Genomic DNA, 13,338 nt, shown 5'->3' with positions numbered 1-13,338 from the left:
TTAAGTTGAGAGCATTGGGAAGGGAGGGGGACGGCGATTCAAGGGTAATCGATTGGTTTTGGGCAAGAATTTGGGCATGAACGACCAGTGCAGCTCGATAAATTTCCTACTATTCAACAAATTGACTTTTTTATCGGGCATCCCCTTGCACCAATCAAGGGTTCCGGCTTTCCGGAACCAAACCAAAAGAACCCGCGCCATGCGGGTTCTTTTGTGTCCGGACTTTGCGCGGGGCAGGAGTGCGTGCCGGCAGCGGCCGGAACTCGCTGGGGAAGGGCTGCGGCCGGCGCGTTACGGATGAATGCCGGCGAATATCTCAAGGAGGATGCCATGCCGACGGAGCGTACTGCCGCTCAGCTGCTTGCCGAACTGGTCGAGACCCGGATGGAGCGGGACCGGTTCAGGCTGGAGAACGAACTGTTGAGGGGCCAGTTGCTGCGCCATGCAAGCGGGGTGCTCCAGCTGCGCGAGGTGGCGCGCCGGGTGAAGGGATCGGCCATGTCGAGCGGTGTGTCGGACGACGATTGAGTGCCATGGCGCAGCTTGCGTCTTAAAGGCGCAGGCCACGCGAGCCGTGCGCGGCCGCGTCAGGCGAATCCGATGCGCAGGTCGGCGCTGCCCGATCGGATGCCACGGCGGTTTGCCCGGCCTTCCCATGCCTTGAGCCGGGTCGCATCCGGCTCAAGACGAACGCCCCTATTTGGCTTGCATTGCCCGCCGGTCGCCGCGTAATTTGTGCCCTTCGACCCAGGGAGGGCAGGGCAATGATCGACGTCGTGTTGGTGGACGACCACGAGCTGGTGCGCACCGGCTTCAGGATGATCCTGCAGCAGCAGCCGGATATCCGCATCCGCGGCGAGGCCGGCACGGCGGAGGAGGGGTTGCGGCTCATCCGCATGCTGTCGCCGCACATCGCGCTGGTGGACGTGCACATGCCCGGCATGAGCGGCATCGAGCTGACCGAGCGCGTGTGCCGCGCCAAGATGGACACGAACGTGGTGGTGGTCACGGTGGTGGACGACGCGCGCTTCCCCAAGCGCCTGCTCGACGCCGGCGCGCTCGGCTACCTGACCAAGGGCTGCTCGGCGACGGAGCTGGTCGCGGCGGTGAGGCAGGTGGCCGCCGGGCGGCGCTACCTGGCGCCGGCGGTGGCGCAGCAGCTGGCGCTGGCCACGCTCGACGGCACCAGTTCGCCGTTCGACATGCTGTCCAGCCGCGAGCTGGAGGTGGCGATGATGCTGGTGCGCGGCAAGCCGCTGACCACCATCGGCGAGCAGCTCAGCCTGAGCCCCAAGACGGTGTCCACCTACAAGCAGCGCCTGATGGAGAAGCTGCAGGTGGAGCACGTGATCGGGCTGGCCCACCTGATGAACGTGCACGGCCTGATCGACGCGCCGAACCCGCAGTTGAGCGGCTGACCGCGCCGCGCCTCGCGCACGAAAAAAGCCGGACGGATGTCCGGCTTTTTTCGTTGTGGCGGCGGCTGGACGTCAGGCCTGGCCGGAATCCCGTGCCGGACGCTTGGGCTCTTCCTCCTCGTCCTGGGCAGCCGGCACCGGCGCGTGCGCCAGCAGGTCGCCCTGGGTGGGCAGGTTCACCACGGGCGCCGCCGTGACGGGCACCACGACCGCTTCGCTTTCAACCGCCTTTTCGGCTTCAGCCGTCTTGGCGGGCTCGTCGGCCTCCAGCGGTGCGACCTCGGCAATCAGCGGCAGCGACTGCGGCTCGAGAGCCGGCTCGGCAGCAGCCGGTTCGACAGCGGCTTCGGCGACGGCGGGCTGGCTCGCGAGCGGCTCCGGCTCAGAAGGCGCGGACACTTCCACCACCTTGGTTTCCGCGATGGCGGCAGGCGCCGAGACCGGGGCGGCCACGGCTTCCGTCACGACGTCCGCGATCTCCACGCTAGCGGCGATCTCGACGGCGGCCACTGTCGCCTTGACCTGGTCGGTCGGTTCCGACTGTGCCGGGATGGGCGGCAGCGGCGGCAGATTGAAGGCGCCGGGCGCCGGCGCGGCTTCCATCACGACGGGATGTTCCTCGGCCACCGGCTTGGGCTCGACGGCGGCGTGCGCCGCCTCGGCCTTGGGCGCCGGGGCAACGGAGGCGGCGACAGGCGCCGGGGCGGCTTCGGTGCGGGCTTCGTCCGAAGGCCGCGCGTCACCGCCGTCGTGCTCCTCGTCGTCCAGCTCTTCCAGGCGCTCGTTGCTCAGGGGAGTGTCGGCGGCGACGCCCTCATCGTGGCGGCGACGACGGCGGCCGCCGCGACGGCCGCGGCGACGGCGCGTGGCGTTGCCTTCGCCTTCCGTCTTGGCTTCGGCGTTCGGCGCCTGCTCGGCGGCGATGTCCGCCGGCAGCTTCACTGTTTCCTCGACGGCCGCGGCCGCCTCGACCGGGGCGACTGCCACCGGCGGACGTTCGGGCTGCGCCGCGCGCGGCGGACGCGGTTCCTGCTTGGCGGCCGGCTTGGGCTCGGCCGGCACGCCCGGCGCGATGGGTTCCCGCACGGGCTTGGCCGGCTGCTGCGGCGCCTGGCGCTCGGCCTTGGCGGGGCTCGGCGCCGGCCGAGCCTGCTCGTTGCCGCGCTGGCGGTTGCCGCCACGCTGCGCGCCCTGCTGCTGGCTGCCGCTCTTCGCCGAAGGCTGCTGCTGTTCACGGCGCTGCGGCTTGCCGCCGGACGCCTGCTGGCCGCCGCGTGGACGCTCGTCGCGGCGCGGCTGGCGCGGCTGCGCCACGGCCGGCTCGGCCTTGGGGCGGGACTGGGTCGGTGCCGCGGTCGGCTGGCCACGGAACCAGCCGAACAGGCGCGACAGGATATTGCCCTGTGCGGTCGGCGCGGCCGCAGCCGTGGCCGGCTGGCGCGCAGGAGCGGGAGCGAGGCTGGGCGCGGGCGCCGGAGCGGGCGCTTCCACGCGCACCGGCGCCGGCGTGGCCGGCACGATGCCGCTGACGGCCGGCTGCTCGCCGCTGCCCAGCAGCTGGCCCATCTTCGGCACCGGCGTGGCTTCCACCGCGGTGAGGCGCTCGTAGCTGGGCTTGCTGTGCTCGCCCATGTCCGCCTCGCGGATGCGCTGGATCTCGATGTGCGGCGTCTGCAGCTTGCGGTCGGCCACGATCACCACGTGCGCCTTGTGGCGCATCTCGATCTCGACCACGCTGGCGCGCTTCTCGTTGAGCAGGTAGTTGGCCACCGTCGGCGGCGCCTGCACCAGCACCTGGCCGGTGTTGTCCTTCATCGCGTGCTCTTCGACCAGGCGCAGGGTCGACAGCGCCAGCGATTCCACGCTGCGGATGTGGCCGTGGCCGTCGCAGCGCGGACACACGATCTGGGTGGCCTCGCCCAGCGAGGGGCGCAGGCGCTGGCGCGACATCTCCAGCAGGCCGAAGCGCGAGATGCGGCCCACCTGCACGCGGGCGCGGTCGAGCTTCAGCGCCTCCTTGAGCTTCTCCTCGACCTCGCGCTGGTGGCGCGTGCTTTCCATGTCGATGAAGTCGATCACGATCAGGCCGCCGGCGTCGCGGATGCGCAACTGGCGGGCGATCTCCACGGCCGCCTCGCAGTTGGTGTTGAAGGCGGTTTCCTCGATGTCGCTGCCCTTGGTGGCCTTGGCCGAGTTGATGTCGATCGAGGTCAGCGCCTCGGTCGGGTCGATCACGATCGAGCCGCCGGAAGGCAGGCGCACCTGGCGGTCGAACGCGCTCTCGATCTGGGTCTCGATCTGGAAGCGCGAGAACAGCGGGGTGTCGTCCTTGTACAGCTTGAGCTTGCGCAGGGCGTTGGGCATCACCTGCTGCACGAACTCGCGGGCGTCGTTGTAGAGCGACTCCTCGTCGATCAGGATCTCGCCGATGTCGTTGCGCAGGTAGTCGCGCAGGGCGCGGATGAAGAGCTTCGATTCCTGGTAGATCAGGAACGGCGCCTTCTTGGCCTCGGCGGCCTGGGAGATGGCCTTCCACAGCTGCAGCAGATAGTCGAGGTCCCACTGCAGCTCTTCGGCGTCGCGGCCCATGCCGGCGGTGCGCACGATCAGGCCCATTTCCTCGGGCACGTTGAGGTGCTCGAGCGCCTCCTTGAGCGCGGCGCGGTCCTCGCCCTCGATCCGGCGCGAGACGCCGCCGGCCTTCGGGTTGTTGGGCATCAGCACCATGTAGCGGCCGGCCAGGCTGATGTAGGTGGTGAGTGCGGCGCCCTTGTTGCCGCGCTCCTCCTTCTCCACCTGCACGACCACTTCCAGGCCTTCCTTGAGCAGCTCGCGGATGCCGGCCTTGTTCGGGTCGGTGCCCGGCATGAAGTACTCGCGGGCGATTTCCTTCAGCGGCAGGAAGCCGTGACGCTCGGCACCGTAGTCGACGAAGCAGGCTTCCAGGGACGGTTCGACGCGGGTGATCCGGCCCTTGTAGATGTTGGCCTTCTTCTGTTCGCGGGAGGGGATCTCGATGTCGAGATCGTAGAGGGACTGGCCATCGACGATAGCCACACGCAACTCTTCACGCTGAGTTGCGTTGATCAACATGCGTTTCATTGTAGGTCCTCGGCTTGGCCGCGCGTCGCGCGCCGCGGTGGCGCCTAAAGGGGCGGCCTGCCGGGGATCGCGCCGCTGCGGTGAAGCGGCAAAAACGGCATCGTTCCCGATGCACGGTGATTCGTGGCATGCGCTGCAACCGGCGTCCGCGCCGTCTTAAGCACCGGACAAGCGGCAACCCGAACCGTTACGATGAAAGGGAGCAGCGACCGGCTGCCGGGAAAGGCCACCGGCGCAATCCTCGCCGGCGTCACGGTCGGGCGCCCGGATCCACAGCAGGCTGCGAAGGTCGGGCGTAGCGCCCGTCGAGTATCTCCTCTCATCAGGTTTTTTTCAATGCGGACCGCAACTTCCCCCGACCAACCTCACGGGGTGCGTCAACTCGAGATCGGCCCGGAGCGGGACGGCCAGCGCATCGACAATGCCCTGGTGACCCTGCTCAAGGGGGTGCCCAAGAGCATGATCTACCGGCTGCTGCGCACCGGGCAGGTGCGGGTGAACGGCAAGCGCGCCAAGCCGGACACCCGTCTCGCGGCCGGCGATATGCTGCGCATCCCGCCGGTGCGGGTGGCCGAGCGGCCGGCCGAGCAGGGGCCGGCGTCGGGGCTGGTGGCCCAGGTGGCCGAGGCGGTGATCTTCGAGGACAAGCACTTCCTGGTGATCGACAAGCCGGCCGGCATCGCCAGCCACGGCGGCAGCGGGGTGAGCCACGGCGCGATCGAGCTGCTGCGCGCGGCCCGGCCGAGCGAGCATCTGGAACTGGTCCACCGCCTCGACCGCGACACCAGCGGCGTGCTGGTGTTCGCCCGCACCCGTGCCGGGCTGACCGGGCTGCAGGCGGCGATCCGGGCCGGGCAGGTCACCAAGCAGTACCTGTGTCTGATGGTCGGCCATCCGCCCAAGGCGCGCTTCGACGTCAACGCGCCGCTGGAGAAATCCGTGCTCCAGGGCGGAGAACGCATGGTAAGAGTGTCCGATAAGGGCAAGCCATCGCTCACTTTTTTTCGCGAGATGGAGCAGTACCCCGGGGCCCGCCTGATGCAGGCCACGCTGGGCACGGGGCGTACCCACCAGATCCGCGTCCATGCCGCGCACATCGGCCACCCGCTGGCCGGCGACCCCAAGTACGGCGACCGCGAGGCCAACAAGCGCTTCAAGGCATTGGGCCTGCAGCGGCTGTTCCTGCACGCCTCGCACATGGGGTTCGAGCTGGACGGGCGCGTCTACGCCTTCTCCGCGCCAATGCCGGACGACTTGAAGAACTTCCTGGATACGCTTGTTTAGAAAAGGAAAATTCTAGAGGAAAAAGCGCGCACTGACTTCCATCGAGCGCAACAGCGCCGAGCCCGCCAGCCCGGACTCGACCAGCAGGGCGCACGCAGCGTGCGCCATGGCCACCGGCAGCAGGCCGGGCCAGCGCCGGAAGCCCCAGGCCCACCACAGCTCGGCGACCAGGCAGAGCTGCATCAGCATGCCGTTGGGCGTATGCAGCAGGGCGAACAGCACGGCGGTCGGCACGATCGCCCAGGACGGCCGGGGCAGGACGGATTCCAGCCGCCGCATCAGCACCGCCAGCAGCAGCCACTGCTGCAGCGCGGCCCAGCCGAGATAGGTCAGCGCGTGGCGGGCCGGCACCGGGACGAAGGCGTGCCCCCACAGGCCGACCAGCGCCAGGGCGGCCGGCACCAGCGCCAACGACCAGGCCCAGGCCGGCCACGGCGCCGACCCGTGCCAATCCCGCGGGCGCCGACGCCACTCGGCCCAGGCCGCGTACAGCAACGCAGCGACGAAAGCCATGGTGGCAGGTGGGGCTGGATGGCCCCCCCATTGCAGGCCGGCGATCAGCCAGAGCGCGCCGGCGGCGATGGCGAGGATTTCGAGCCAGGTGCCGGGCGCCCCGGCCGGTTTCCATCGGGCGAGTGCCAGCAGCGCGAGCAGGTAGGCGGCGCAGACCGTCCACGCCGGCCAGCCGGCGGCGCGCGCTTCCGCTTGGGGATGAATGGCTGCGTCGGCCGGAGCGACCAGCGCGGCCGGCCGGTAAAGGCGGGCGCGGTCACGCAGGGCGAGCTGGTCTTCGGCCGACGCTCCCGCGGGCAGGCGGAACAACGGCACGGCGGGCAAGTGGCCGGTGGTCGCGGCCAGGTCGATCCGGGCCAGGCCTGTCGGCAGACCGGGCGGCACGCTGATGCCGTCCGTCGTGCCCACGGCTGGCCCTAGCGCCGCGCTGTCGGCGTGCAAGGCCGCCGCCAGCAGGCGCAGGCTGCGACCGGGCGGCAGCGTGAGGCGCAGGCGCAGCATCCAGGCATGGGGGGGCAGCGCGCAGTCGCCGTCGGCGGACCGCCAGGCCAACCGGCGCAGGTCGATCCTCTGCCGCGCGGTTCCCGGCCGCAACGGGCCCACGGCGGCGAGGCAGGGCGGCTCCGTGCTGCCGGCTTGCCAGATCAGCTCGAGCGCAGCCGGTGTCTCGGCCACCATGTCGAGGTCGAGCCACGGCCAATGGGCAAGGTCCAGGCCTTGCGCGATCGGCAGGCCCAATTCGAACGGCGAGCCGTCCAGGCTGACGGCGCGGATGCCGCCCGCGTCGCGGACCAGCTTCGCCTGGCCGAAGGCCCGGCCCGCGACGAAGTCGTCGGGCTGCCGCGGTTGCCATTGCCAGAGCGGCTGGCCGGCTTGCAGCTGCGCCAGCTCCTGCCCGGCTTCGGCCAGCAGGTGTGCCGCCGTGAGGCGGGCGGCCCCCACGCGCAGGGCCAGCAGGGCGAGGACGAGCGCCAGGGCCAGGCCGGCGACCGGCGCCAGGCGGCGCAAAAAAGGAAACGTCACCGTCAACGCGCGAGCAGGGCCTCGACGCGCGCCGCGCAGATGAAATCGTTGAGCGAGAGCCCGCCGACGTCGTGCGTCGACCACGCCAGCCGGCAATGCCCGTAGCCGGCCTTAAGGTCCGGATGGTGGTCTTCGCGATTGGCCATGAAGCCGACGGCGTTGATGAAGCCCAGCGTGTGGTGGAAGTCGGAAAAGCGGAAATTCTTCACGATGGCCTTGCCGTCGACGGCGAGCTGCCAGCCGGGCAGCTGCTGCAGCAGTTCGTCGATCCTGGCCGCATCCAGGGCGTGTTCCTTGCCCTTGCGCGGCTGGCAATGCTGGGAGGCGAGGGAAGGCGGGCTCATGGGTGGCTCCACGGGATCGGTAAAGAAGGCGAAGCGTCGAAGCTGGCCGCGGAAATGTCAAAGCCAGCGCGGCCGATGAAAGAGGACTAAAATGGTGCTGTATCGCCCCGACACCGACGGCGGGGCAGCTTCCGGCAAAGGTCACAGCATGATCGAGATTTCCGAACGGGCGCAGCAGCACTTCCGCCGCCTGCTCACACAACAGGGCATCGACGGGCTGGGCATCCGCCTGCGCGTCACGCACGCCGGCACGCCCGCGGCCAACTGCGAGCTCGAGTTCTGCGAGCCGGCCGAGCTCGACGGCAGCGAGTGGACGATCGAGTGCGAGGGCTTCGAGTTCCACGTCGAGGGCGCCAGCGCGCCGTGGCTCGACGGCGCCCAGATCGACTTCGAGCCCAACGCGACGGGCGGCCAGCTCAACATCCGCGCGCCGAAGATCAAGGGCGAGATGCCCGCCGCGGAGGCCGGCATGATCGAGCGCGTGCGCTATGTGCTCGATGCCGAGATCAATCCCCGGCTGGCCTCCCATGGCGGGCGCATCAGCCTGCTCGAGGTCGATGCCGAGGGCGTGGTGGTGCTGCAGTTCGGCGGCGGCTGCCACGGCTGCGGCATGGTGGACGTGACGCTCAAGCAGGGTGTGGAGCGGACGCTGCGCGAGCGCGTGCCGGAGATCACCGCGGTGCGCGACGCCACCGACCATGCCGGCGGCACCCAACCCTACTACAGCCGCAAGGAAGGGCATTCGGCGCTGAGCTGAGGCGCCTCCGGAAACGCGAAGGCCCGCCGTCGAGGCGGGCCTTCGCGCATCAAGGCCGGCGAGTGGGCCTATTTGTCGCCCTGGACATGCCCGTGCAAGGTGTCGACCTTGCCCGGCAGGCTGGCGAAGTAGGCGGCCACGTCCTCGATGTCCTGGTCGGACAGCGAGGCGGCGAAGCCCTTCATGATCGGGTTGGCGCGGCGGCCGTCCTTGTATTCGTGCAGCGTCTGCTGCAGGTACAGGTTGTACTGGCCGGCCAACCGCGGGTACTGCGGATCGACCGCGTTGCCGTCGGCGCCGTGGCAGGCGAAGCAGGCGGCCGCCTTGGTCTTGCCGTTCTCGATGTCGCCGGCGGCGAACAGCGGGGCGGCCGCCAGCGCCAGCGCGGCGCCGCACGAAAGCAGGGGTAGCGCTCGTTTCATCGCGGAAGTCCTCGCGGCTTACTTGGCGATGCTGGAAAGGTAGGCGGCGATGTCGGCGATGTCCTTGTCGGACAGGCTCTCCGCCTGGGCGTTCATGGTCGGGTGCTTGCGCTCGCCGGTCTTGTAGCCGTGCAGGGCGGCGGTGATGTACTGCGCGTTCTGCCCGGCGATCTTGGGCACCGGGTAGCTCGGGTAGACGTTCTCGTAGCCGACCACGCCGTGGCAGCCGTTGCAGGTGTAGACCAGCTTGCGCCCCGCCGCCTTGTCGCCCTCGGCATGCGCCCCGCCGGCCACGGCCAGCGCTGCGGCGGCGATCAGGCCCAGCCATTGCAGTCGTGCCATCGAGATGCTCCCCACGCTCAGGTTCGATACGGGACGCAAAGCTCGCGCAGTATAGGGGCGGGATTCGAGCCGGAACAACAGCGGCCGGCCCGCGCCGCGCGCGTTCTTTAGAACAGGCTCTTGAGGATGTGGATGCCGGCGCTGTATTCGCCCACGATGGTGCCCAGGCTCACCAGCAGGAAGTTGAGCAGGGTGCGCGCCACGCGGTTCTTCCACCAGCCGCTCCAGTGCGAGACGTCGTCGCGCAGCCGCTCGAAGTCGGCCACGCGCGGCTTGCGCACCCAGGCCTCGGCCATCGCGCTGATGCCGCCGGAGGGAATGCCGGGGCGGAACGGCTTGATCGGCGCCGCCACGAAGGCGGCCAGCAGGCTCAAGGGGTGCGCGCCGGCGATCAGGCCGCCCAGCACGGCGAAGCCGCCGGTGAACAGCACCCAGTCGCGCAGCGCCTGGGCGCCCAGCGCGGTGTTGCGATGGAAGGCCAGCGCGATGGCGCCGAACACCAGCAGCACCAGGCCCAGCGCCACCCACTTGGGCCAGCGCGCCTTGGGCGGATCCTGCGCCAGCTCGGCGGTGGTCGCGGCCGGGTCGTCCTGCTGGGTGTGCAGGTGCTCGACCAGCCCCTTGAGGTGGCCGGCGCCGATCACCACCAGCACGCGGCGCTTCGCTACGGTCGTCGTGCGCGCGGCGTCCTCGCGCAGGCGCGCGGCCATGTAGGCGTCGCGCTCGGCGATCAGGCTGCGGTAGAGCGGCTGCGAGCCGTTGGCGAATTCGCTGAAGGCGCTCTCGAGCAGGTCGCCCTGCTTGAGCTTCTCGATCTCCGCCTCCTCCACCGCCTCGCGCTCGAACACGCTGGCCAGCAGGCCGCCGAGCAGGCCGAAGCGCTGCCAGAAGCCCACGCTGCGCCAGGCGCGGCGTAGCGTGGTGCCGACCTCGCGGTCGACCAGCCACACCGGCAGGCCGCGCCGCTCGGCGCCGTCCATCGCCGCCTTCATCTCGGCGCCGGGCTGGATGCCGTACTGCGCCGCCAGGCGCTGCTGGAAGGAGGACAGCACCAGGCTCGCCGCCACCATGCCGACCTTGCCCTGGCGGATCACCTGGAACAGGTCGGTCTGGCGCAGTGCGTCGGGATCGCGCATGGCCTGCGCGCGGCTCGGGCACAGCTCCACCGCCACGGCATCGAAAGGCTCGCGCGCCAGCAGCGCCTCGACCGCCTCCACGCTGGCCCGCGACACGTGCGCGGTGCCGAGCACGACGTATTCCACCCCGTCGCGCTCGATGCGTTCGAGCGGCTGCTCGCGGAGCACGTCGGGCTGGATGTCGGCGAGATCGGGCAGGCTCATGCGGCGCTCATCGGGATGGATATGAAAAGTTGCATGGGGTTGCCCCGCAGGCGATGCAAGCGCAAGGCAGGCGGGCCAGTGTGCCTGCCGTCACGCCTCAATCGCGGAAACGCTTGAGCAGGTCGTGGTAGGCGTCGATGCGGCGGTCGCGCAGGAACGGCCAGATGCGCCGCACGTGCTCGCTGCGCGCCATGTCGATCTCGGCCAGCAGCAGTTCGCGCGCATCGGTGCCGGCGCGGGCCAGGAACTCGCCCTGCGGGCCGGCCACGAAGCTGGTGCCCCAGAACTGGATGCCGCTGCCGACGTTGGACGGGTCGGCCTCGTAGCCGGTGCGGTTGCAGGCCAGCAGTGGCAGGCCGTTGGCCACCGCGTGGCCGCGCTGCACGGTCACCCAGGCCTCGCGCTGGCGGTCCTTCTCCTCCTGCGCGTCGTTCGGATCCCAGCCGATGGCGGTGGGATAGAGCAGGAGATCCGCGCCGGCCAGCGCCATCAGGCGCGCGGCCTCCGGGTACCACTGGTCCCAGCACACCAGCACGCCGAGGCGGCCCACCGAGGTGTCGATGGGATCGAAGCCGAGGTCGCCGGGCGTGAAGTAGAACTTCTCGTAGAACGCCGGATCGTCCGGGATGTGCATCTTGCGGTACTTGCCCGCGATCGCGGCCGAGCGGTCGAACACCACGGCGGTGTTGTGGTAGAGCCCGGTGGCGCGCTTCTCGAACAGCGAGGCGACCACCACGAGCTTGAGTTCCTCGGCCAGCTTGCCGAGGCGCTCGGTGCTCGGGCCGGGGATGGCCTCGGCGAGGTCGAACTCGTCCACCGACTCGTGCTGGCAGAAGTAGGGGCCGTTGTGCAGTTCCTGCAGCAGCACCAGCTCGGCGCCGGCTGCGGCGGCTTCGCGCAGGCCGGCTTCGATGGCGTCGAGGTTGGCGTCGCGGCTGCCGCGGTGGGTTTCCTGCAGCAGGGCGACCTTGAGGGTCTTGCGGGTCATGGGCGTCGGGTCTTGCAAGGGATGGCGTTCATGGTAGCAGGCGGTGTCCTGGCGGCAGCGGGATCATCGCGTGCGGCGAGGGCCTGCGCCGGAGAGGCCAGGCCTCGTGATATGGCGGCCGGCGGGCCCGCACACAAGCGCTTCGCCACGGGGTGCGTCGTTGTCGCCACGGCGCACGCCGGCGTGGCGTCGGCGTGCGCCGCGGAGGGCCGCGTGTGCCACTTGGTCACGGGCGGCGCACCATCGTCCGGCTTCATGGGTAACCCCCGGGCTACCGGGAAATCGAGAAGCGGTCCTCGCGGTCCGGCCAGCGCCGCAGATCAGGCCAGCCCCGCCGGCAGCTGCATGGTGATGCAGTGCAGGCTGCCGTTCTGCCAGATCAGCGGGCGGCAGGGCACCTGCACCACCTCGCGCCCCGGATGCGCGGCGGCGATGACGCGCGCGGCTTCGTCGTCCGCCGCATCGCCGTAGGCCGGCAGCAGCACCGCGCCGTTGACGATCAGGTAGTTCGCGTACGAGGCGGCGAGACGGCGGCCCTCGTCGATCACCGGCCGGGCCCAGGGCAGCGGGTGCAGGGCATACGGACGTCCATCCGCCGTGCGCAGCGCGGCCAGCTCGGCGGCCATCGCCTGCAGTTCGGCGTGGTGCGTGTCGCCGGCGTCGTCGCAGGCCTGAAACACGATGGCGTCGCCGGGCGCGAAGCGGGCCAGGGTGTCGATGTGGGCGTCGGTGTCGTCGCCTTCGAGGTAGCCGTGGTCCAGCCACAGCACGCGCCCGGCGTGCAGGCCCTCGCGCAGTATCGCGGTCATGGCCTCGCGCGACTGCTCGGGATGGCGCTGGGCCAGGCACTTCCAGGTGGTGAGGATGGTGCCCTCGCCGTCGCTCTCGATGCCGCCGCCTTCCAGCGCCCAGTCGATGCGCTTGTGCGCGGCGGTGCCGAACACGCCGGCCTCGACCAGGCCGGTCACCAGCGCATCGTCCTGCTCGGCGCCGAACTTGCCGCCCCAGCCGGTGAAGCGGAAGTCGGTGAGCTGGAAGCGGCCGGCGGCGTCCTTGAGCGTGATCGGGCCGGAGTCGCGCAGCCAGGTGTCGTCGTAGGGCAGCTCGACGAAGCGGATGCGGGCGAGGTCGGCGCCCGCTTCGCGCAGCAGCGCCTCGGCATGACCGCGCACGGCGGCGTCCGCGGCGACCACGATCAGCGGCTGGAAGCGCGTCACCGCGGCGGCCAGCGCCACGTAGGTGGTCTCGACCTCGGCCAGGCGCTCGGCCCAGTCGGTGCCGGCGTGCGGCCAGGCGATCAGCACCGCGGCCTGCGGTTCCCATTCGGCCGGCAGGCGCAGGGTGGAGTCGTCGGTCATGGGGTGTCTCACTCGTGCGTCGGAGGCGCCGCCAGGGCGGGCGCAAAGACGCCAAGTGTACGACGAGTGGGCCCGCTGCCGCGCCCGCGCCGGCGGCCGGGCTCAGTTCACCGTAGCAGGGTGGGTGTTGTTGCCGGCCGGCGTGTTGAGCACGGCGTGGATCACGTGGCTGTGCTCGAAGTACACGATGAAGGTCGGGTATTCCCAGCGGTTGATCGGCGGGTGCCTGCGGCTGTCGCCGCCGCGCGGGGAGAGCTTGCGCTGCGGCGTGCCGTAGCGCTGCTCGACCTGGGCCATGCTGAGGCCGCGGGCGGGCAGGTTGAGGCCGCGCTCCTGCTGCACGCGCTGGATCAGCAGACCGTCGCCGGCGCGGGCGGCCGGCGGCGCGGCGAGGCCGGCGGCGGCCAGCAGGGCGAGCGCCGGCAGGCTGCGTACGAAGGTGTTCAT

At 70.5% G+C, this 13,338-nt stretch carries 13 protein-coding genes; 4 read left to right on the top strand and 9 right to left on the bottom strand.

Annotated features, from left to right (window positions below; translation table 11 throughout):
* Window positions 1-87 precede the first annotated feature (87 nt).
* Both ACH65_RS19840 and ACH65_RS10890 read left to right on the top strand, forming a co-directional pair.
* On the top strand, window positions 88-528 hold the full coding sequence (locus ACH65_RS19840; protein ID WP_153242561.1) for a hypothetical protein: 441 nt from the start codon (window positions 88-90) through the stop codon (window positions 526-528).
* A gap of 236 nt (window positions 529-764) precedes the next feature.
* Window positions 765-1,418 carry a response regulator gene (locus ACH65_RS10890; protein WP_049622619.1) on the top strand — a complete coding sequence of 218 codons (654 nt, stop codon included), beginning with the start codon at window positions 765-767 and terminating at the stop codon, window positions 1,416-1,418.
* 72 nt (window positions 1,419-1,490) lie between these two features.
* On the opposite strand, the gene ACH65_RS10885 is transcribed toward ACH65_RS10890, so the two are convergent.
* A complete protein-coding gene (locus ACH65_RS10885) occupies window positions 1,491-4,520 on the bottom strand; it encodes an Rne/Rng family ribonuclease (RefSeq protein WP_049622618.1) in 3,030 nt (1,009 codons plus the stop codon).
* A 336-nt stretch (window positions 4,521-4,856) separates the two neighbouring features.
* Between ACH65_RS10885 and ACH65_RS10880 the strand changes: the two genes are divergently transcribed.
* Complete coding sequence (locus tag ACH65_RS10880) at window positions 4,857-5,804, top strand: RluA family pseudouridine synthase (RefSeq protein ID WP_082190262.1); 948 nt, start codon at window positions 4,857-4,859, stop codon at window positions 5,802-5,804.
* 12 nt (window positions 5,805-5,816) lie between these two features.
* On the opposite strand, the gene ACH65_RS10875 is transcribed toward ACH65_RS10880, so the two are convergent.
* Window positions 5,817-7,325 (bottom strand): CPBP family glutamic-type intramembrane protease, encoded by a 1,509-nt coding sequence (locus tag ACH65_RS10875; protein ID WP_049622617.1) that lies wholly within the window; start codon window positions 7,323-7,325, stop codon window positions 5,817-5,819.
* A gap of 17 nt (window positions 7,326-7,342) precedes the next feature.
* Complete coding sequence (locus ACH65_RS10870) at window positions 7,343-7,684, bottom strand: 4a-hydroxytetrahydrobiopterin dehydratase (RefSeq protein WP_049622616.1); 342 nt, start codon at window positions 7,682-7,684, stop codon at window positions 7,343-7,345.
* Between the two features lie 148 nt (window positions 7,685-7,832).
* On the opposite strand from ACH65_RS10870, the gene ACH65_RS10865 reads away from it, so the two are divergent.
* Complete coding sequence (locus ACH65_RS10865; RefSeq protein ID WP_049622615.1) at window positions 7,833-8,441, top strand: NfuA family Fe-S biogenesis protein; 609 nt, start codon at window positions 7,833-7,835, stop codon at window positions 8,439-8,441.
* A gap of 68 nt (window positions 8,442-8,509) precedes the next feature.
* On the opposite strand, the gene ACH65_RS10860 is transcribed toward ACH65_RS10865, so the two are convergent.
* The 6 genes from ACH65_RS10860 to ACH65_RS10835 all read right to left on the bottom strand — a co-directional run bounded on the left by ACH65_RS10860 (window position 8,510) and on the right by ACH65_RS10835 (window position 13,338).
* Complete coding sequence (locus tag ACH65_RS10860) at window positions 8,510-8,863, bottom strand: c-type cytochrome (RefSeq protein ID WP_049622614.1); 354 nt, start codon at window positions 8,861-8,863, stop codon at window positions 8,510-8,512.
* An 18-nt stretch (window positions 8,864-8,881) separates the two neighbouring features.
* Window positions 8,882-9,205: a c-type cytochrome gene (locus ACH65_RS10855; protein WP_049622613.1), complete on the bottom strand. Its 324-nt coding sequence runs from the start codon at window positions 9,203-9,205 to the stop codon at window positions 8,882-8,884.
* Between the two features lie 107 nt (window positions 9,206-9,312).
* Window positions 9,313-10,545: a TraB/GumN family protein gene (locus ACH65_RS10850; RefSeq protein ID WP_049622612.1), complete on the bottom strand. Its 1,233-nt coding sequence runs from the start codon at window positions 10,543-10,545 to the stop codon at window positions 9,313-9,315.
* A 97-nt stretch (window positions 10,546-10,642) separates the two neighbouring features.
* On the bottom strand, window positions 10,643-11,533 hold the full coding sequence (locus tag ACH65_RS10845; protein ID WP_049622611.1) for a carbon-nitrogen hydrolase: 891 nt from the start codon (window positions 11,531-11,533) through the stop codon (window positions 10,643-10,645).
* Between the two features lie 320 nt (window positions 11,534-11,853).
* Entirely contained in the window at window positions 11,854-12,891 is a 1,038-nt protein-coding gene (locus tag ACH65_RS10840; protein ID WP_049622610.1) for an agmatine deiminase family protein, read from the bottom strand.
* A 102-nt stretch (window positions 12,892-12,993) separates the two neighbouring features.
* Window positions 12,994-13,338, bottom strand: a complete 345-nt coding sequence (locus ACH65_RS10835; RefSeq protein WP_049622609.1) for a hypothetical protein — start codon at window positions 13,336-13,338, stop codon at window positions 12,994-12,996.

The sequence above is a fragment of the Frateuria defendens genome (assembly GCF_001182895.1).
Taxonomy (GTDB): domain Bacteria; phylum Pseudomonadota; class Gammaproteobacteria; order Xanthomonadales; family Rhodanobacteraceae; genus Frateuria_B; species Frateuria_B defendens.
This window is presented reverse-complemented; position numbering and strand designations above follow the sequence as displayed.

Excerpts from the sequence above, each read along its gene's own strand:
- ACH65_RS10885 (WP_049622618.1), bottom strand. The coding sequence starts at position 4,520 with ATGAAACGCATGTTGATCAACGCAACTCAGCGTGAAGAGTTGCGTGTG.
- ACH65_RS10865 (WP_049622615.1), top strand. The coding sequence starts at position 7,833 with ATGATCGAGATTTCCGAACGGGCGCAGCAGCACTTCCGCCGCCTGCTC.
- ACH65_RS10850 (WP_049622612.1), bottom strand. The coding sequence starts at position 10,545 with ATGAGCCTGCCCGATCTCGCCGACATCCAGCCCGACGTGCTCCGCGAG.
- ACH65_RS10835 (WP_049622609.1), bottom strand. The coding sequence starts at position 13,338 with ATGAACACCTTCGTACGCAGCCTGCCGGCGCTCGCCCTGCTGGCCGCC.
- ACH65_RS10840 (WP_049622610.1), bottom strand. The coding sequence starts at position 12,891 with ATGACCGACGACTCCACCCTGCGCCTGCCGGCCGAATGGGAACCGCAG.
- ACH65_RS10880 (WP_082190262.1), top strand. The coding sequence starts at position 4,857 with ATGCGGACCGCAACTTCCCCCGACCAACCTCACGGGGTGCGTCAACTC.
- ACH65_RS10870 (WP_049622616.1), bottom strand. The coding sequence starts at position 7,684 with ATGAGCCCGCCTTCCCTCGCCTCCCAGCATTGCCAGCCGCGCAAGGGC.
- ACH65_RS10855 (WP_049622613.1), bottom strand. The coding sequence starts at position 9,205 with ATGGCACGACTGCAATGGCTGGGCCTGATCGCCGCCGCAGCGCTGGCC.
- ACH65_RS10860 (WP_049622614.1), bottom strand. The coding sequence starts at position 8,863 with ATGAAACGAGCGCTACCCCTGCTTTCGTGCGGCGCCGCGCTGGCGCTG.
- ACH65_RS10845 (WP_049622611.1), bottom strand. The coding sequence starts at position 11,533 with ATGACCCGCAAGACCCTCAAGGTCGCCCTGCTGCAGGAAACCCACCGC.
- ACH65_RS10890 (WP_049622619.1), top strand. The coding sequence starts at position 765 with ATGATCGACGTCGTGTTGGTGGACGACCACGAGCTGGTGCGCACCGGC.